Origin of the sequence: Parabacteroides sp. AD58, from assembly GCF_023744375.2 — a bacterium.
Taxonomy (GTDB): domain Bacteria; phylum Bacteroidota; class Bacteroidia; order Bacteroidales; family Tannerellaceae; genus Parabacteroides; species Parabacteroides absconsus.
Genome location: NZ_CP146284.1, coordinates 2882787 through 2903036 on the forward strand (window position 1 = coordinate 2882787; position 20250 = coordinate 2903036).

Below are 20250 nucleotides of genomic sequence, written 5' to 3' on the forward strand. Positions count from 1 at the left end.
ATTAATTCGGTTGGTTTTCATTTTCCTTCAAAAAAGCTATTTTTGCACACTATATAAAATTGCAATCGAATGAAAGTACAGATTATCAATAAATCGCATCATCCGCTGCCGGCTTATGCCACTACGCAGTCGGCCGGTATGGATATCCGTGCCAACCTCTCAGAGCCGGTAGAGCTCAAGCCCCTGGAAAGAAAGCTGATCCCGACAGGCTTGTATATCGCTCTTCCCGACGGCTATGAGGCCCAGATGCGTCCCCGGAGCGGACTGGCCATCAAACATGGAATCACCCTGCTGAATACGCCGGGTACCATCGATGCCGACTATCGGGGGGAAATCGGAGTCATCCTCGTCAATCTGTCGAACGAACCCTTTGTCATCAACGATGGCGAACGGATCTGTCAGATGGTCATTGCCTCCTACCAGCAGGTAGAATGGGAAGCGGTCGAAGTCCTCGACGATACCGAACGGGGAGCCGGCGGATTCGGTCACACGGGGAAAAACTGAGAACTTCGTCAATCGAAAGTTGAAAATTGAGAATTGAAAATTTTGGAGACACGGCGCGCTGTAGAGACGCGGCACGCTACGTCTCTTCATATATAGGTATTATGTTTAGACAATTATCTTATATAATCTTGTTGTCGCTCCTGTTGCCCGTCGGCCTGTTGGCTACCGATGTGAAGAAGCCTGTTTCAGCCCCGCTGAACCAGCTCACCCCGGAGCAGCAGCGTAAGTTTGATTATTTCTATTACGAAGCAGCCAACCTGAAGAATGCCGGTAAGTACGACGCGGCCTTCGATCTCTTCTCCTACTGTCTCTCGCTGGATACGGCATCCTCGCCGGTCCTGTATGAACTGGCCATGTTCCAGCTCCAGCGGAATCGCCCGGAGAAGGCGGTAGAGATGCTCAAGAGCGCGGTGGCGCATAGCGCTGACAACTTCACCTACCGGATGACATTGGCGGGCTTATACCGGAATTTAGGCATGTATGGCGAAGCCTCTGCCTCGTATGAAGAACTGATCAAGCAGTATCCCGATAAGACCGAGCTGAACTATTACCTGGCCGATGCGCTGACCCAGGAAGGAGAAATCGGTCAGGCCATCGATGCCTACAACGCCCTCGAGTCGACCATGGGGATGAACGAGGGCCTCTCGTTGCAGAAATTCAAGCTGTACCAGACCTTGAAACAGCCTGACAAGGCGTTTGAAGAGATAGAGAAGCTGGCCGACAAATATCCGATGAATGCCCGTTACCGCCTGCTGATGGGTGACCTGCATTTAGAGAACAACGAGGCGGATAAAGCCCTTGCCTGCTATCAGAAAGCCCATGAGATCGATCCGGATGATCCCCGCTATATCGTCTCGATGGCGAACTATTACGACCAGACAGGCAATAAGGAAGCTGCCGAACAGGAAATCCGGGATGCCCTGGTCAATGAAAAGCTGGATGTAGAGACCAAGGTGGGTATCCTCTCCCGTTACATACAGCGCTTGCAGCAGACCCAGCAGGATTTCGATAAGGCCAACTCGCTTTTCCAGACCTTGCTCGACCAGCATCCCGAGGATACGGAGCTGAAGCTGATGTACGGCAGCCTGCTGATGGCCCAGAAGAAGGAAGACGAGGCCAAGTTCCAGTTCCAGCTCGTGACCGAGATGGATCCTTCCAACGAAGCCGCCTGGCAGCAGTTGCTCAACATGGCCCTCAAGCGGGAAGACATTCCAGAAGTCATCCGTATCTGTACGAAGTGCAAGGAAGTATTCCCCGAATCTCCCGAATATTATTTCTATCTGGGAATCGGTTATTATATGCAGGAGAAGTACCAGGAATCGCTGGAAACCTATTATGCCGGACTGAAGATCATCCCGGAAGAAAACGGGGTGGTGAAGTCGAATTTCTACGGTCAGATAGGCGACCTCTATTACCAGATGAAGAAGATGGACGAAGCCTACAAGGCCTATGATGAGGCGTTGAAATACAACGAGAACAATGCCCCGGTCCTGAACAACTACAGTTATTTCCTGACCCTCGACAAGAAAGACCTGAAGAAGGCGGAGCGCATGGCGGCCCAGTGTATCAAGCTCGAGCCCGACAATGCCACCTACCTCGATACCTATGCCTGGGTGTTCTTTGTCCAGGGCAATTATACGTTGGCCAAGATTTATATCGAGAACGCCCTGTCGAAGGATACGACCAACAGCGCCGAGCTGGTAGACCATTACGGGGATATCCTGTATATGAGCGGTGAAAAAGACAAGGCCCTCGAGCAGTGGAAGAAGGCGAAAGAGATGGGCAAGGACACCGATGTCCTCAAACAGAAGATCGCCAAGGGTATTTATATTGAAGATACAGAAAGCCGATGAGAAGAATAAACGGAATCGTCGTGAGCTGCCTCCTGGTGGTCACCCTCCTGGGGTTCTACGGGTGTAAGTCGGCGAAGGTACCGGGTGGAAAAGAGAAAGTCAACACCAAGGAACTGAAAGAATTTGTGGCGTCGATGCAGGAGCAGGAACCCGCTTTCCGCACGTTCTCGGCCCGTCTGAGCGTCGATCTCCAGACAGGGGATAAAACGATGGGCTCGCGGGTGGAACTGAAGCTGGTCAAAGACAGTGCCCTGCAGTTGTCTGTTCAGCCCTTCCTGGGGATTGAAGTCTTCCGGATGGAGCTGACCCCCGACAGTGTGAAGGTCATGGACCGGATGAACAAACGCTATGTAGCCGAAGGGTACACGGCCCTGAAGGAAGAATGGCCCATCGACTTCAACTTCTATAACCTCCAGGCCCTCTTTGTGCATCAGCTTTTCCTGCCGGGTGAGCAGGAGGTGGAAGGCGTGCATTACGACCAGTTCCGCCTCGACCGGGAAGGAGCGATCACCCGCCTGCATGCGCGTGACCGGATGGACCTGCGTTACTGCTTCGAGGCAAACAGCAGCGAACAGCTGCTTTCTACCCTCATCACAGAAGGCAACGGCCGGTATTCCCTGCTCTGGAAATACCTCAGTCTGGAGGCCCAGCCGTCGGTTGCCTGGCTTTTCCCCCTGCAGATGCAGGTGTCGTTCCGGGATGAAGGTATCCGGAAGGGCGGGATGGATATCCGTTTCTCCCGTCTCCAGTGGGATAAGCCGTTAAATATGGATTTTTCGGTTCCTGCAAAATATAAACGCATTACCTTTGCAGACATAATAAAAATGATTGGAGGAAAATAGAAGGCCGGATGGGCCGTTGAGACTGACATGAGACTGATTCATCTATTGATATTTCTGGTATTCGCCGGTTCGGTATGGGCCCAGCAGTCGGCCCGGGTGCGTGAACTGGAGAAACAGCGGAAAGAGACGCTGGAGGAGATCCGTAAGACCGGAGAGCTCCTGAAACAGACACAAGCGACGGAGAAAGACGTAACCCGCCGCCTGAAGCTGATTTCCCAGCAGATCCTCTCGCGTAAGAAAGTCATCAGCCTGCTGAACCAGGAGATGGAAGTCATCAACATCCAGATCATCGACATGGGGAAACAGATCCGTGTCCTCGAAACCCAGTTGCAGCAGAAGAAGGAGAGCTACGGCAAGTCGGTACGCAGCATGTACCGCCGTCATGCCTCTCAGGACAAGCTCCTCTTCATCCTTTCGGCCGAGAGCTTCGGACAGTCGCTCCGCCGGATGCGTTACCTGCGTGAATATGCCCAGTGGCAGAAACGGCAGGCTACCGACATCATCACCCGTCAGTCGGAGATCAACCGCCAGCAGCTGGAGCTGAAGAAGACGCGCGAAGAGAAGACCCGCCTCCTGGCAAGCCGTGAGGAGGAACAGCAGAAGCTGGAGGTCGAAGAACAGAGCCAGAAAGATGAGATCGCCCAGTTGGGCAAGAAGAAATCGCAGCTCCAGGCCCAGCTCCGCGAGAAACAGAAACAGGCCGACCAGCTGAACCGGATGATCGAAAAGCAGATCGCCGAAGAGATCGCCCAGGCTGAGCGTGAACGGAAGGCCCGTGAGGCGGCTGCCCGGAAGAACAAGAAAGGCGATACCACTACTCCGCTGGAAGAACGGAAGGCCGACGTGAAAGGTGGATATGCCATGACGAAGGAAGAGAAGGCCCTCTCCAACTATTTCTCCGAGAACCGGGGCCGTCTGCCCTACCCCGTGACAGGCAGTTCACATCGTATCATCGCTCCCTTCGGTGAGCATCAGCATGCCGCCCTCGAGCATGTACGTACCAATAATAATGGAATCGATATCCTGGCTTCTACGGGAGCCGAAGCCCGTGCCGTCTTCAACGGTGTGGTTACCCGTGTATTCACCATCCCCGGGTTCAACAACTCCATCATCATCCGTCACGGTAATTACCTCACGGTCTACAGTAACCTGAGCCAGGTCTATGTCAAAGCCGGCGATAAGGTCTCTACCCGTCAGAAGATCGGAAAGATCTTCCTCGATCCGTCCGACAACACCACCGTTCTCCATTTCCAGCTCTGGAAGGAAAAGTCCAAACAGGATCCGGAGCCATGGCTGGGCAATTGATAATTGACAATTGATAATTGACAATTAATTAGGCACGGAATTCACGGATTTCACGGAAATTTTTCATTTTTGAAAATGACAGTAGAGGCGTAGCGCTGCTGCGCCTCATCCCAAACGTCACAGGAAAAAACGACGGGAAAACACTTCACAGAGGTAGCTTTAAAAAGCTCCCCTGTTGTAGGGGAGCTCCCCGCAGGGGTGAGGGGTTTACGCATACCATGTATAGCAAGATCCAGGCTGAAGGCCTGACAGGTTATAGCCCGGGGCAACGCCCTGGGAGAATCATTTCCGCGTTTCCTCAAGCCCTGAAAGGGCGGAATAGCTTCTTTGTTTCTTTTACATCAAGGCAAAAGAACGAGAATGAATTTTTGAATCCCCCATATTCCCTGAATAACAAAAATTATGTACCTTTGCGCCTCAATTATCGGTTATATTAATAATTAAATGATTATCTGACTATGAACGCTAAATTTTTATTCAAAACAGCGGTTTTGTGTTTGGCCATGTTGGCTGGTTGTATTTCGTTTGCATCTTGTAGTGAAGATGATGATGCTACTATCGAGGAAGATACAAACAAGCTTGAAAATGTGAAGATAGATTATTCAATTGATCTTACTGAAAATTGGTTTAAGTATTTCGACATTGAATTAAGCTATAATACTGGAGCAGAAGAGAAAACAATGATTTTAACTGAAGATTGGGATTGTAGCATAACGATTCCTTATACAGGAGAAACCAATTATTATTGTAACGTAATTGCCAAGCCAAAAGCAGAAGTCCCTGCTTTTGATGCGGATTCTACATATTTGTTTGGAAAAGAATCACATGCCAGAGTTACCGGAATTCTGAAGGATGGTTCAGTAGATAGTAATTTTAGTTCGTCTTTAACTGAAGAAAGTGGTACTTTAAATGTAGGAGGAGCAGCTATGGAGGCTTATACTCAGCAAGAATTTACTCTGTTAAAATTCTCTTACACACCGGGAAAATAATCTGATAGAATCAGAAAGAATATAAATAGCCAATCTATTCACATGGGGGTTATGTGTGAATAGATTGGCTTTTTTCTTTCCTCAAGTTGTATCGGCACACGGACTTCATCAATTGAGAATTGAAAACTTCATCAATTTTCCATTTAAGAAGCCTCATCCCAAACGCCACAGGAAAAAAACGGCGAAAAACATAATAAATTATCCGTTATATGATTGGTTGCCATTCAATCGTAAAATGCCGTTCTGAGGCGCAGCAACGCTACGCCTCTACAGTCACCCCCCATTATTAATTTTCAATTTTCAATTCTCAATTTTCCATTTAAGAAGCCTCATCCCAAACGTCACAGGGAAAAACGACGGGAAAATACAATAAATATATCCGTTATATGATTGGTTGCCATTCAATCGTGAAATGCCGTTTTGAGGCGCAGCAACGCTACGCCTCTACAGTCACCCCCCCATTATTAATTTTCAATTTTCAATTCTCAATTTTCCATTTAAGAAGCCTCATCCCAAACGCCACAGGGGAAAACAAATGATATTATTCCTTCCAATGTTAAAAAATAAAAATATATAGAAGTTCAAAAGGTTCTTTTAGCGGTTCTCAAAATATATTACTACCTTTGTCCCGTATAAGAAAGAGATATAAGGATATAAAGATTAAGGGTATGATCAAAACTATCTGTATCTACTGTGCATCCAGCACCCAGATCGATCCAGTCTATTTCGACCACGCCCGCCTCTTGGGGAGACAATTGGCGGAGGCACATATCCGGATCGTCAATGGAGCAGGCAATATCGGCCTGATGGGAGCTGTCTCTGATGCCGCCCTCGATGCCGGGGGTGAAGTAACGGGTGTAATCCCGCGCTTCATGGTGGAACAGGGTTGGAATCATCCCGGATTAACAGAAACGATCGTTGTCAACGATATGCACGAGCGGAAGCAGACCATGGCGCGTCTCTCGGATGCCGTCATTGCCTTGCCGGGCGGATATGGAACCCTCGAAGAACTGCTCGAGATTATCACGTGGAAGCAATTGGGCCTCTATCTCAATCCTATTGTCATTCTGAATACGAACGGATATTACGATCCGCTGCTGCTCATGTTTGAGAAGGCTGTCGAAGGACGATTCATGCGTCCGTTGCATGCAGATCTGTGGGCCGTGGCCCATACGCCCGATGAGGCTGTTCACTTGGTGCAGACCCTTCCGGTGTATGACAAGAACATTCGTCAGGTGGCCAAGTATTGAGTTGACATACGTCAAGAAGTAGTGAAAAAGGACAGACAGCGGGCTGGGATGGTAAACATTTCAGGAAACTGACGTGTTTAACAGTCGTCGGCACAGCTGGTATTTTTGATTCCATACGTGCGATACGTATGCGAACGAAAGAGGATGAAACAAGATTGTTCGTCGCCCCGCCTGGATGGGACTGACGAACCTTGGTGTGGAAAGACGTCAGCTAAAACTGATCGTTAATTTGCTCTTTCTTAATGGGTTGAGTAAATAAAATGCGAATAAGTTTGTAACGATATAATGCGTACAAACAACGGAGAAAAAATCATTCATATACTAAAAAACGTTTATCGTAATGAATCAATTTTTGGTCAATCTATTTCGTTTACGCCAGCTGAAATATGTAAACCGTTGGGTTATATTTTGCTTGGATTTATTTTTATCGTGGGTCGCGAGCTTACTCACCCTCCTGTTGATTAAGTTCGTTTATGAAAGCCTGGCAGTGACGCCTCAAGTACTGTGCACGCTTTCGGTAGCTTCTATTGTAGCGGCGGGCATCAGCTTTGCCCTGCTGAAGACGTACAAGAACATCATCCGTCACTCGGCCTTTACCGAAGTGGGGCGTTTGGGCGTAGCCTCTTTCCTGAAATCTGTACTATTATGTCTTTTCCTGGGTGTCTGGCATTTCTTCCCCGCCGACATCATCCTTTTAGGAGGAATCTTTGATTTTGGAGCCACCTTCTTCCTCCTCTCCTTTTCCCGGGCATTGATGATTATCACCTATCGCTACCTGGTTTATAACATGAATCCCCAGAGCGATAAAGTATTGATTTATTACGATCCACAGTCTGAAGATACCAGCCTTGCTTCCCTGATGCAAGAGCAGAGCAAATACAAGATCCGGGGCTTTATCCAGATCGGTCAGTCGGCCCGTTACCGCCTGAACGGCCTGACCGTCTATTCCGTAAATTCTGAAGAAGACTTCCAGCGTCTCTTCAACAATATTCCTTTTAATACGTTAGTTTTCCCGAGCCAGAAGGCTGCCCAGCAGGAGAAAGACCGCCTGGTGCGCTATTGTTCGCACCGCCGGGTGAAGATGCTGGTACTTCCGCCCGTGGATGTATTGGGCAAGGAAAAGAATCGCCTGAAGGCCCTGCCGGAAATCCGCATCGAAGACCTTTTAGGGCGTGACGAGATTAAGATCAACCTCGACGAGATACGCGATTCCCTCAAAGGGAAAGTAGTGATGGTAACGGGTGCCGCCGGTTCCATCGGTAGCGAACTCTGCCGTCAGCTCTGTACCTTCGGACTGAAGGAACTCATCCTCTTCGACAGTGCCGAGACCCCGATGCACAACATTCGCCTCGAGCTGGAAGACAAATTCCCTCAGGTACATTTCGAGCCGGTCATGGGTGATATCCGTATGATTCACCGTGTAGAGAGTGTCTTCGACCGCTTCCGTCCGCAGTATGTCTTCCATGCGGCTGCCTACAAGCATGTGCCCCTGATGGAAGAGAACCCCTGCGAGGCGGTGCATACCAATGTCTTTGGTACCCGTCTGGTAGCCAATATGGCAGTGAAATATGATGTCGAGAAATTCATCATGATATCGACCGACAAGGCCGTGAACCCCACCAACGTGATGGGAGCCTCCAAGCGCCTGGCGGAGATTTACGTGCAGAGCCTGAGTATCGCCATCAGTAAGGGCGAGATGCCGGGCAAGACCCGTTTCATCACTACCCGCTTCGGCAATGTATTGGGCAGTAACGGTTCGGTCATCCCCCGTTTCCGCGAACAGCTGGCAAAGGGTGGCCCGCTGACGGTCACTCACCCCGACATCATCCGTTACTTCATGACCATCCCCGAAGCCTGTCGCCTCGTGCTCGAAGCTGCTTTCATGGGCAAGGGCAACGAGATCTTTGTCTTCGATATGGGTAGTCCGGTCAAGATTGCCGACCTGGCACGCCGGATGATCGAGCTTTCCGGCCTGACTGTCGGAAAAGATATCGACATCATCTACACCGGTCTGCGTCCGGGCGAAAAGCTCTACGAAGAGCTGTTGGCAACGAAGGAAAACACCCTTCCGACCGACAATTCCCAGATCTACCGTGCTCAGGTACGCGAATACGACTATCATCAGGTCGATCATGCCATCGACGAGCTGACCGACCTCGCCATCCGTGTCCAAAAGATGGATACCGTCCGCATGATGAAACAGATCGTACCCGAATTCAAGAGCAAGAATTCCATCTACGAACAGCTGGACAATTGACGAGGGGGATAAGTTGACAAGTTAATGAGGATTATAAGTTGACAAGTTAACAAGTTGACGAGTTAACAAGGAACAGCATAGTATGTTTAGTTTCAATTTCCAATCAAATAGTATCTAAAACCTAGTCAACTTGTCTCAGAAGCCTAGTCAACTGAAGATAAGTTAACAAGGAAATAAGTTTATAGTGTGTTCCCTATCAATTACTATCTAGTAGTATCTAAAACCTAGTCAACTTGTCTCTGAAGCCTTGTCAACTTCAAACAAATAGCCTTGTCAACTAGCAAGTGATATGTATTATTTTTTCCCCTTCCTCTCCCTACTCGCTTGGCTCGGCGGCCACTATGCTAACGGCATACTGATCTGGCTCTCCTTCCTGACGTTGGGAATCTGGGGAATACTGGCACTCAATGCTCTGCAGATGATTGTACAACTCTTTACCCGTCACCGTCGGAAAGTGTGGTTGCCCCTGTTGGCAATCCTGCTGCATACCGACTACCTGCTGGCTGTCTGGCAGCCCTCCTTCCCCGGAAGGAATACCCTGCCCGAAGGCGCTCAGCCCTTGACGGTGGTGACTTACAACACCTCCCATTTCTTTTGGGACAGACAGCAGACGATGCGGGAGGCGGCGGCTTATATCCGCCAGTTGCAACCCGATATTATCTGTATGCAGGAGGCCCCCGATGGAGCCTACTACCAGGCTGACACCGTTCGGAAAGCATTCAGCTACGTCCCCCATCACTGTGTTAGCGGACGTACCGACCACCTGCCGATGATGATTGGCAGCCGGTATCCCCTGCAGCATATACGGACTCTCTATTTCAAGAACTCCGTCAATCTGGCGATGATCGCCGATGTCTGTATGCCTACCGATACCATCCGCCTCTTCTGCAACCACCTGGAGACAACCAGTGTGAACCAGTACCGCGGACAGATACAGGCTGCTTCCAAGCCCTGGATGTTCCGCCTGAAAGCCGGTGTCAAACTGATCCTGCGGATGAAAGAGAACTTCCGGAAGCGGGCGGCGCAGGCCGACTATATTGCTGAAGAGATTCGTCGTTCCCCCTACCCCGTTGTGGTATGTGGCGACTTCAACGATACCCCTGCCTCCTATGCCTATCACCGGATGAAAGGCGCGCTGACCGATGGATTCCGCGATGCCGGCCGGGGCTATCAATACACCTTCCGTCAGCTCAAACGTATCTGGCGGATCGATTATATCTTCTATTCCGACGAACTGAAAGGTCTGTCGTATGATTCCCCCGATACCCCCTACAGCGATCATAAGATGGTGGTATGGCGGGGTTGTATAGAACAGAAATAAAGGTTTTCTTCAACTTGCGGAGATTTTCTATCAAATAATTCTATCTTTGTGGAAAATAAAAAAAACATGGATTCGGGAACGATAGAAATACATATAGAACAATTAGGGCCTATTCGTGATTCACAGATAGTTTTAAAGCCTTTTATGTTCTTCTCGGGTGAATCGGGAACTGGTAAGAGTTATACGGCATTATTGGTACACTATATCTATTGTCTGCTTTGTAATACGGCTCTTTCCGATTTCTTTAAGGAGTTGGGTGTATCATATAACCAATTAATGGCTGAACATCCGGACGACGAGGCAGGAGTATTATATGAGTTCTCCCTGGGGCAATTAGAAGCTTGGTGTAGTAAAGCAGCAGTTTCTTATTTAGGTCAAATGCTGGGAAATCCTGATCTGAAAGCCCACATATCCATCCGCTTTAAAGGAGTCCCTGACCATTATAAATATACGTTCAAAAAGGAAGTATTGAACTTGTCGGGTGATGTGATGGATTATTTCGACTTAATCCAGTTGAACAATGGACATTCGGTACGTGTTCCGCATCGTTCCGAAAAATGGGGAGCTATACCACTTTACCTGTTATTCCAAATATCAATGAAAACGATTTTTGGAATTAAGCAATCGAAGACCTTTTTGCTTCCTCCTTCCCGAGGGGCTTTAGTGGGTTTATCTGATACCACCCGCTGGGGAGTGATGGCTTCAATGGGAATGTATGAAGAATTTCTTTCGGATTTCTCTGATCTGAAAGCAAAGAAAATAGACAATGCAGACACCAGACAGCAATACAAGGAACTGAGTGAAAAAATGCTGCAAGGAAATATCCAAATCCGTGAGAACGATTTGTTTTATGAACAGCTTGGAATGGAAGCTCCTATTCCTATTATGGCGGCAGCTTCCTCTGTAAAAGAGTTGACTCCTTTCGCCTTGATGTTACAAAAGGAAATTGTTGCCGACTATGCCATCTTGTTTGAAGAACCAGAGTCTCATCTTCATCCGGAAATGCAAATTCAGGTAGCCGATTTACTGGCGTATATTTTGAATGAAGGAGGACGATTGCAGGTAACAACCCATAGCGATTATTTTCTTCGCAGAATCAATGACCTGATCCGGTTGCATCTGCTGAAAAAGAAAATGTCGGAAGAGGCATATACTGATTTCTGTCAGCAGCACAAATTGAATCCGGATATAACCATTCCGGCGGAAAAGGTTGGTGCCTACTATTTCCAGCGACAGGATACAGTTGTGAAGATTCTTCCTCAATCTGCCGAGGAAGGCATTCCGTTTGATACCTTTTCAAAAGTTTTAAAAAACGAGGTAACGGCAAGTTCTTTCGTGTATGACAAGTTAAACGAATTAGAATGAAACAGTTGATTGAAAATTTTAAAAAACTGTATCCGCCATATGTTTCGGAAGTGACATCCATTTGTATTGAGGAAAAAGAGAATCAATCAAAAGCGCATGTTACATTCGATCGTTTAAATATCCAAGGCGTAGACGGTTTTGAAATTTCCAATCAAATTATTAAAGCGGCAAATAGCTTGTATGAAAAGGTAACTCAAAAAAAGCTCTTGAGAAGAGACTGTGATGGTATCTTTCTGACAGAAAAGGAAGGTAAAACCTATTTGTTTCTATGCGAATTGAAAAGTAAGTTTACCGTTTCAGAAATAGCAAGTGCTAAAGATCAGATTATCGGTTCTTATTTAAAGCTACACGCATTGTTAAGTCTTTTGCAAGTCTATAAACAAGAAGAATTGGTGATACGGGGTATCATTGCTTCATTTTCTCCAACAGACGAAATGCTTTCGTTCATGAGTAAGGAAATGGAAAATGATCAAGGAGCTATTCGGTTCTGCTACCAGCTGAATAGAGACGCTTTCTATCAGATGCCAAAGGAAAAATGTCTGGGCTATTATGATCCGTTATGTATGCGGGGAATAGACATTCACTATATTCCAGTACAAAACCAGACTTCCGAATATACGGTTCAGTTGGCCGATTTATTTGCAAAAGAATAAAATATCCATATCAATATACTTCTATTCCGACGAACTGAAAGGTCTCTCGTATGATTCCCCCGATACCCCCTACAGCGATCATAAGATGGTGGTATGGCAGGGATACTTTTTTGAAAGAAAAATATAGAAATTATACGATTACGTTTCTTTTTATCGGATAAAAACGATTAAATTTGTGAACTTTAAAAATATAGAATCATTTAGAAAAATCTATTATGCGCTTTACCTTAAATAAAACAACTCGTTCCTTAATACAAAGTTCAACAGGGGTAGTCCCTTCAGAACAATCTCGGAAATCTGTATCCCAACAATTGGCTGGTGTGGACAAAAAGCGTAGTAGAATATATTCATGTCCGACAAAACGGTCTATTCACCCACGTGGATCTGTTTACATCCAAGCGGGACGTTTTTTGCATATAGAAGATGTACGCAGTTATTTATCCAAGCTTAAAAAATGAATCAGGATTATTCCTCTTTATACTCAGATTATAATAATGAGCTAAAACCTCTTGTCTCGGAGATTGAGGGGAGAACAGAAATGTTTGAAAAAGGGTTACTGACGCATTTGGCGACTATGTTTGATGAGATAGCGCTTCATGCTCAGGCGAAAGCAGACTGTCAAGATGAAGAGGCGACTAAACATCTCAATCTTGCAGATGAATCGTTGCGTATCAGTATTAAAGACAGTTATCAGACGCTTATAATGGTGATCGACAAAAACATTAAAGCTTTTAGTCGTCAAGTGGGTAAGAGTCTATCAAAGTTAAGTGGAGGGCGTTTTGTTGGTTTGTTCAAATCACAATTGAAAAATGCGAGAGAATATATAAACGCCGAAGACTATAAAAATGCATATAAGGAATATAGTAAGTTAGAAGAAGCTTGTAATAAACAAATTCCAGAAGTTATAACTCACGGTACGAGTTGTGTCCGTGTATGGGGAACAATTCTGGAATGGCTCTTAAGTATTTGTATTTCTGTAGGGGTGGGGATCGTTGTCTCATGTTATTCTACGGAAATCAAGGGCTTTATGAGATACTTAATTGATTGGCTGTCATGAGTGAGGAAGATAAGCTGCAGAATGATATATTGTTGTATTATTGTGAAAATATTCGTCCCTTATTATTGGAGTTGAAGCTGAGACGCGGTGACGATCATTTATTGGGTATCAATAATGAAATTCGTGCGTTGAACGATCATATTGCTAGATGTTACTCTGAAAATATCACTTCTCAACAGCGAATGGAACAATTATCCAAAGCAGAAGGACATGTACGTCGTCTTATTTTGGATTGCTTTAAGCAACTCAATATGGATTTGTTTAGCAAAATAGAGTCTATTGAGAAAAAGTATTATAGTAATTTGTGGTTGTATTGGGGAGAGAATGGAGAATTTTGGGAACAATATACATCTTTCCGTTCTAAAGCCCAAGAGAATGTTTTGCTAGCTAAAAAGAAAGAAGCGTTCGATCAAGATGAGGCTTTAGCAAAATATGAGATTGCGTTTCAGTGTTACAGGGAGATGGAAAATATGCTTCTACAGAAAAAGAAAGAATTATGTTGGTCCCGAATATACCGTTGGGGAACATATATTTCTAAATGGGGTAAATTTGTTCTAATAACATTCATACTCTCTTTAATTGCCTCCGTTATAAGTTTGTTTCTGATAGGATAGATGTAATAAACTCAAAAACTAAACAATATGAACGTACTCGTAACCGGAGGAGCCGGGTTTATAGGCTCTAATCTTTGTGAACATTTATTGGCAAATGGACATACAGTCCGTTGCTTGGATAATTTTGCAACCGGTAAGCCGGAAAATATTTTCCCCTTATTGGAAAAATATCCGGAAACATTTACTTTACAGGTCGGAGATATCCGTAACCTCGACGATTGCCGGAAAGCTGTAGAAGGCGTGGAATATGTACTACACGAAGCCGCATTAGGTTCTGTACCTCGTAGTATCAAAGATCCTATTACAACGAACGATGTCAATATCGGAGGCTTTATGAATATGATCGTAGCTTCGCGTGATGCCGGAATCAAGCGTTTTGTCTTTGCTGCCAGTTCTTCTACCTATGGGGATAGCAAGTCTTTACCGAAGGTAGAGGATGTAATCGGAAAGCCGCTTTCTCCGTATGCGATTACAAAGTATGTAGATGAATTATATGCAGATGTGTTTGCCCGTACTTATCAATTTGAGTATATCGGTCTCCGTTACTTTAATGTATTTGGCCGTCGGCAAGATCCGTTTGGAGCGTATGCCGCTGTTATTCCATTGTTTGTAAAGAAATTTATGGCACACGAAGCTCCGAATATCAATGGTGATGGTGAATATAGCCGTGATTTTACTTACATTGACAATGTGATCCAGATGAATATGTTGGCGTTGACTACAGAAAATCCGGATGCTGTCAATCAGATTTACAATACGGCTTTTGGCGAACGTACGACTTTGAACCAACTGGTACAGTATTTGAAAGAATATTTGTCTGATTTTGATCCGGAAATTGCGAAGATCGAACCGACACATGGACCGAATCGGGCTGGCGATATACCTCATTCTTTAGCTTGTGTGGACAAAGCAAAGAAATTATTGGGTTATGATCCGAAATACAGCATGAAAGACGGTTTGAAAGAGGCTGTTAAATGGTATTGGGAAAATATTTGAGGTAGTTGGATCGTTTCGAATACTACTTTTTATTTTAAAGTCGGAAAGAAATATTAATTATGAATAAAATGAATAACGAAACAAAAATCTGTGTCATTGGGTTAGGGTATGTTGGTTTACCTTTAGCTCGTTTATTTTCAACAAAGTACAAAACGGTAGGATTTGATATGAATCCTAACCGAGTAAAAGCCCTAATGGATGGACATGATGCTACATTAGAGGTCAGTGATGAATTGTTACAAAGTGCCATTGCAAATGGCTTTGTTTGTACCAGTGATATAGAGGCTATTCGAGATTGTAATTTTTATGTAGTAGCTGTTCCGACTCCGGTTGATGAAAACAACAATCCAGATTTAACACCGTTGTATGGTGCCAGTACGACAGTAGGTAAGGTAATTTCTAAGGGAGATATTGTAGTTTATGAATCTACCGTTTATCCGGGCGTGACAGAAGATGAATGTATTCCGGTTGTAGAGCAAGTTTCTGGTTTGAAATTTAATGAAGATTTCTTTGCAGGTTATTCACCGGAACGTATTAATCCGGGGGATAAATTGCATACGGTAGAAAAAATCAAGAAAGTAACTTCTGGTTCTACGCCGGAAATCGGACAAAAAGTCAATGAAATTTATGCTTCTGTGATTACGGCTGGTACACATTTGGCTCCCAGTATTAAAGTGGCCGAAGCAGCGAAAGTAATTGAAAATTCTCAACGTGATATCAACATTGCTTTTGTAAATGAACTCTCACATATTTTTACAAAAATGAATATTGATACTTCTGATGTACTTGAAGCTGCTAGTACTAAATGGAATTTTCTACCTTTTAAACCAGGATTAGTAGGAGGTCACTGTATCGGAGTTGATCCATATTATTTGGCACAATGTGCTCAGCATCATGGTTATAATCCTGAGATTATCTTGGCTGGTCGTCGTATGAACGATGGCATGGGAGAGTATGTTGCTACTGAAACCGTTAAGCATATGCTTAAGAAAGGCATTCAGGTACTCAACTCTGAAATCATTATCCTTGGCTTCACATTCAAGGAGAACTGTCCTGACGTTCGAAATACCAAAGTTATCGATATCTATCGTACCCTCAAGGAGTATAATGTTAACGTAACCGTTTACGATCCATGGGCTAATCCTGCTATCGCAAAGCACGAGTATGGTATTGATGTAGTCAACGAACTCCCTTCAGAGAAGTTTGATGCAGCTATTGCTGCCGTAGCACACAAGAAGTTCGAAGAAATGGATGTTCTATCCCTCCTCAAGGACAAGCACGTTATTTTCGATGTGAAGTGTACACTCGACCGCAACATTATTGATGCACGTTTGTAAGCCATAAGGTCAATATAAATACAACCTCAAAACTGGCAGCACAGGTGGAACGAAAGCTCGAAGTTCGATACTTCCTGCCAGTTCAACTAATTATTTAATATTGCAAATGTACGATGTTGAATTCTTCTACAAATAATAAACGCATAGCAAAAAATACATTGTTGTTATATTTCCGAATGTTGTTCACTATGATTGTGGGCTTATTTACCTCGCGCGTTATTTTGAATGCATTGGGAGTAGAAGATTTTGGTATATACAATGTAGTTGGTGGAGTTGTTGCAATGTTTTCCATGATATCAGGTTCATTGAATGCAGCAATTAGCAGATTTTTAACCTATGAGCTTGGATCAGGAAATAAAGGAAATCTAAATAAGGTATTTTCATCAGCTGTAACTATCCAAATCCTATTGGCTGTAATAATTATAGTCTTTGCAGAAACTATTGGTATTTGGTTCTTGAACACTCACATGACTATACCTGAAAACAGAATAGGTGCAGCAAATTGGGTATATCAATTTTCTATTTTAACATTTGCTATTAACCTAATTAACGTACCTTTTAATGCTTCGATTATTTCTCATGAACAAATGTCCGTATTCGCATATATTAGTATTATTGAGGTTCTAGGAAAGTTAGTAATAGCTTATGGAGTATACGTTTCGCCTATGGATAAACTTATTTTTTACTCTATGCTTTTGAGCTTAATGTCAGTTGTGTTATGGGCAATATACGTAAGCTATTGCAAAATACACTTTGAGGAATGCACATATCATATTTCGTTCGATAGAGATCTATTAAAAAAAATGTTTTCATTTGCAGGATGGAATTTCATTGGTGCATCTGCAGCCGTTCTTAGAGATCAGGGTGGAAATATTATTATTAATATTTTCTTTGGACCAGCAGTAAATGCTGCCAGAGGAATAGCAATGCAAGTAAGTGGGGCAGTTCAAGGATTTGTTGCTAATTTTCAAACAGCATTAAACCCTCAGATTACCAAAAACTATGCTTCAGGTAATTACGACTATATGATGAAACTGGTTTTTCAAGGTGCACGTCTCTCGTATTGTATTATGTTCATTCTTGCTTTGCCTATTATTATTACAGCACCGTATTTGTTGTATCTTTGGTTAGGAATAGTTCCGGAACATACAGTGAACTTTGTTAGATTAGTTCTTATATTTGCGTTAAGTGAGACCTTAGCTGGACCACTTATTACTGCAATGCTTGCAACTGGCAATATTCGTAACTATCAAATAGCAGTAGGAAGTTTTCAATTGCTTAATGTGCCAATCTCTTATGTGTGTCTTAAACTTGGATTACCGGCAGAATCGGTACTTGTAATATCTATAGTAATATCTGTTGTTTGCGAGTTTGTTAGATTGTGGATGCTGAGAAGTATGATTCGTATTTCAGCAAGGGCATTTTTAAAAAATGTTTATCTCAACGTAATTGTATGTTCTGTTATCGCATTCATTTTACCTTATGTTGTTAACCATTTCTTGCCACAAAATTTATACTCTTTTTTATTAGTATGTGTAGTTTCAGTTATTAGTGCTTGTGCATCAATATACTACGTTGGCTTGAATAAACCGGAGAAGAATATGGTTAAATCACAACTTATAAAACTTAAGAATAAGTTATAATGGTTAATATCATCAATAAAGCTGATTGCTGTGGATGTACCGCTTGTGCTAGTATTTGTACACATAGTGCAATTACAATGCAACCTGATATTGAAGGTTTCCTTTATCCTGCCGTAAATAGTGACCTATGTACTAATTGCGGTTTATGTGAGAAGGTCTGCCCGACAACTTATTACGATGCATTGGATAAAGCTATGTCATCCCCTAAGATTTATGCTTTGCGTAATCGGGATTCTAAAATTTTAAAGACTTCTTCAAGCGGTGGTGTATTTGCTGAACTTGTGTCATATACATTATCTAAGGATGGCGTAGTTTATGGAGCTGTATACGATGAAAACTTTCATGTTATTCATAGATTAGCCAAGAATGAGACGGAAGCATTGCAAATCAGAGGATCAAAATATGTACAGAGTGATCTCCGAGGAATATATAAGGATATAAGAGATCAATTACGAAAAAATCAGTTTGTCTTATTTAGTGGTACCCCATGTCAAGTTCAAGGTCTTAAGAATTTTTTAATAAAACCTTATGTCAACCTCTTAACGGTTGATATAATGTGTCACTGTGTTCCATCTCCCCGTGTATATGATGATTATCTTCATTTCATACAGAAAACGTTTAAAAGCTCCATCTCATCTATTTTTATGAAAGACAAAACATTAGGATGGGGTAAGCAAAGATTACGTATATCATTTTCTGACGGTAAAGAAATATTTGATACTCCTGAATCAAATCTGTGGAATCAACTATTTTACTCTCAACTAATATCACGTCCTTCATGTCATGAATGTCGATTTTCAAATTATCAACATCCTGGAGATTTAACTATTGGAGATTATTGGGGTATCGAAAAGGTTCATCCTGAATTTTACGACTCAAATGGGGTTTCCCTATTATTCACAAATACTGATAAGGGAGAAACTGTATTTAGTGATATAAAAGATAGTTTCTTCTTTATTGAGAGTACAAAAGATCATTGTGTTCAACCCAATCTCATATCTCCTGTTGAGTCTAATCCTTTGAGAGAAATGTTTTGGTTAGATTATGATAAAAAAACTTTCCGCTCCATTGCTGTAAAGTATTTTAATTATGGTCTTCGAAACAAGGTAAAGGGGAAATTGAGAAGTATCGTTAAAAATGTTATTCATATATGTCGCGTATGAAAATAGGAATTCTTACATTCCATCGTGCTCATAACTATGGGGCTATGCTTCAAGCTTATGCCCTACATCGGGTTTTGTCTAATATGGGTCATGATGTTGAATTTATATCATATCGACAAGATGCTATAGAAAATGCTTATAAGCCATTTCCTTCAAATATATCTCTTAAGAACGGTATTATATCAAATATAAAGACACTGGTTGCTACATTGATTAAATACCCAAGATGCATAACTCGCATTGAAGCATTTAAGAGCTTTGCTAAACAATATCTTCCAGAATCTGTGCCTTATTCAAAAATCAAACTCCAGAAGGCTGTTCTTAAGTACGATGCAATCTTTTTTGGAAGTGACCAGATATGGACATCTAGATTTTTAGGAACTTTTGATCCGGTGTTTTGGGGAAATGTAAAGTGCCAAGGGAAAAAAATCGCTTATGCACCAAGCATGGAGATGACTTCATTTACTGAGGCTCAGATTAGATTCATAAAGCAGAATATTAGAAATTTCGATGCCGTTTCAATACGTGAACAATCAATGCAGGATATATTCGAAGGCTTGTTGGGGATTAAATTCCCGAAAGTCTTAGATCCGACCTTGCTTTGTGAAATTTCAGACTATCAACCTATCTTATCGAAAAGAATACATGGTAAAGAAAATTTTGTCCTTTTATATCAAGTGGGACCAGATAAGCTCTCAGAGAATCTTGCTAGAAAGATAGCAGAAGACAATCAACTTGACCTAATTATTATAGATAGCAAAGTTGATCTATATAAGCGAAAAGAATCACTTGATGGCATAGGTCCAGATGGCTTTGTAAGTTTGTTTCAGGATGCTACAGTAGTGATAACGAACTCATTCCATGGCACAGCATTCTCATTAATATTTGAAAGACCTTTTATTTCTGTACTAGTAAAAGGGCGTGAAACTCGTATAAAGTCTCTCCTTGATATTGCTGGATTGGAAAATAGAGCAATATACGACTCTGAGAGTGGCTATACAGGTGATGTAATGAATATTGATTACAGTATCGTTAGAGTTAATCTTAAGAAGGAAAAAAACAAGTCTATCGAGTTTATAAAAACTGCATTACAATAGAACT

17 protein-coding genes are annotated in these 20250 nt (G+C 43.3%); all 17 read left to right on the forward strand.

Features of this window, described 5'->3' with window-relative positions; all coding sequences use genetic code 11:
- The first annotated feature begins 69 nt into the window (after positions 1-69).
- The 17 genes from dut to NEE14_RS12355 all read left to right on the forward strand — a co-directional run bounded on the left by dut (position 70) and on the right by NEE14_RS12355 (position 20246).
- Positions 70-504, forward strand: coding sequence for a dUTP diphosphatase (gene dut / locus NEE14_RS12275; protein ID WP_251968428.1), 435 nt, complete (start codon positions 70-72; stop codon positions 502-504).
- 101 nt (positions 505-605) lie between these two features.
- Entirely contained in the window at positions 606-2357 is a 1752-nt protein-coding gene (locus NEE14_RS12280; protein WP_251968429.1) for a tetratricopeptide repeat protein, read from the forward strand.
- A gap of 35 nt (positions 2358-2392) precedes the next feature.
- Entirely contained in the window at positions 2393-3199 is an 807-nt protein-coding gene (locus tag NEE14_RS12285) for a DUF4292 domain-containing protein (protein ID WP_251968430.1), read from the forward strand.
- A gap of 27 nt (positions 3200-3226) precedes the next feature.
- Positions 3227-4504 (forward strand): murein hydrolase activator EnvC family protein, encoded by a 1278-nt coding sequence (locus tag NEE14_RS12290; protein ID WP_251968431.1) that lies wholly within the window; start codon positions 3227-3229, stop codon positions 4502-4504.
- A 458-nt stretch (positions 4505-4962) separates the two neighbouring features.
- Positions 4963-5493 carry a hypothetical protein gene (locus NEE14_RS12295; protein ID WP_251968432.1) on the forward strand — a complete coding sequence of 177 codons (531 nt, stop codon included), beginning with the start codon at positions 4963-4965 and terminating at the stop codon, positions 5491-5493.
- 668 nt (positions 5494-6161) lie between these two features.
- Complete coding sequence (locus tag NEE14_RS12300; RefSeq protein ID WP_251968433.1) at positions 6162-6743, forward strand: TIGR00730 family Rossman fold protein; 582 nt, start codon at positions 6162-6164, stop codon at positions 6741-6743.
- 340 nt (positions 6744-7083) lie between these two features.
- Positions 7084-9000 carry a UDP-N-acetylglucosamine 4,6-dehydratase family protein gene (locus tag NEE14_RS12305; RefSeq protein WP_251968434.1) on the forward strand — a complete coding sequence of 639 codons (1917 nt, stop codon included), beginning with the start codon at positions 7084-7086 and terminating at the stop codon, positions 8998-9000.
- A 568-nt stretch (positions 9001-9568) separates the two neighbouring features.
- Positions 9569-10321, forward strand: coding sequence for an endonuclease/exonuclease/phosphatase family protein (locus NEE14_RS12310; protein ID WP_338578735.1), 753 nt, complete (start codon positions 9569-9571; stop codon positions 10319-10321).
- A gap of 48 nt (positions 10322-10369) precedes the next feature.
- Complete coding sequence (locus tag NEE14_RS12315) at positions 10370-11686, forward strand: AAA family ATPase (RefSeq protein ID WP_251968435.1); 1317 nt, start codon at positions 10370-10372, stop codon at positions 11684-11686.
- Positions 11683-12339 carry a hypothetical protein gene (locus tag NEE14_RS12320; protein ID WP_251968436.1) on the forward strand — a complete coding sequence of 219 codons (657 nt, stop codon included), beginning with the start codon at positions 11683-11685 and terminating at the stop codon, positions 12337-12339. Before NEE14_RS12315 ends, NEE14_RS12320 begins: the two co-directional genes overlap by 4 nt.
- A 454-nt stretch (positions 12340-12793) precedes the next feature.
- Complete coding sequence (locus NEE14_RS12325) at positions 12794-13396, forward strand: hypothetical protein (protein ID WP_251968437.1); 603 nt, start codon at positions 12794-12796, stop codon at positions 13394-13396.
- Complete coding sequence (locus tag NEE14_RS12330; RefSeq protein WP_251968438.1) at positions 13393-14010, forward strand: hypothetical protein; 618 nt, start codon at positions 13393-13395, stop codon at positions 14008-14010. Before NEE14_RS12325 ends, NEE14_RS12330 begins: the two co-directional genes overlap by 4 nt.
- Positions 14011-14037: 27 nt before the next feature.
- Positions 14038-15006 (forward strand): SDR family oxidoreductase, encoded by a 969-nt coding sequence (locus NEE14_RS12335; protein WP_251968439.1) that lies wholly within the window; start codon positions 14038-14040, stop codon positions 15004-15006.
- Between the two features lie 68 nt (positions 15007-15074).
- Complete coding sequence (locus NEE14_RS12340; protein ID WP_251968440.1) at positions 15075-16343, forward strand: nucleotide sugar dehydrogenase; 1269 nt, start codon at positions 15075-15077, stop codon at positions 16341-16343.
- Positions 16344-16456: 113 nt separating this feature from the next.
- On the forward strand, positions 16457-17986 hold the full coding sequence (locus NEE14_RS12345; protein WP_251968441.1) for a lipopolysaccharide biosynthesis protein: 1530 nt from the start codon (positions 16457-16459) through the stop codon (positions 17984-17986).
- A complete protein-coding gene (locus NEE14_RS12350; protein ID WP_251968442.1) occupies positions 17986-19149 on the forward strand; it encodes a Coenzyme F420 hydrogenase/dehydrogenase, beta subunit C-terminal domain in 1164 nt (387 codons plus the stop codon). The genes NEE14_RS12345 and NEE14_RS12350 overlap by 1 nt, the downstream gene beginning before the upstream one ends.
- Positions 19146-20246, forward strand: coding sequence for a polysaccharide pyruvyl transferase family protein (locus NEE14_RS12355; protein WP_251968443.1), 1101 nt, complete (start codon positions 19146-19148; stop codon positions 20244-20246). Before NEE14_RS12350 ends, NEE14_RS12355 begins: the two co-directional genes overlap by 4 nt.
- Positions 20247-20250 lie beyond the last annotated feature (4 nt).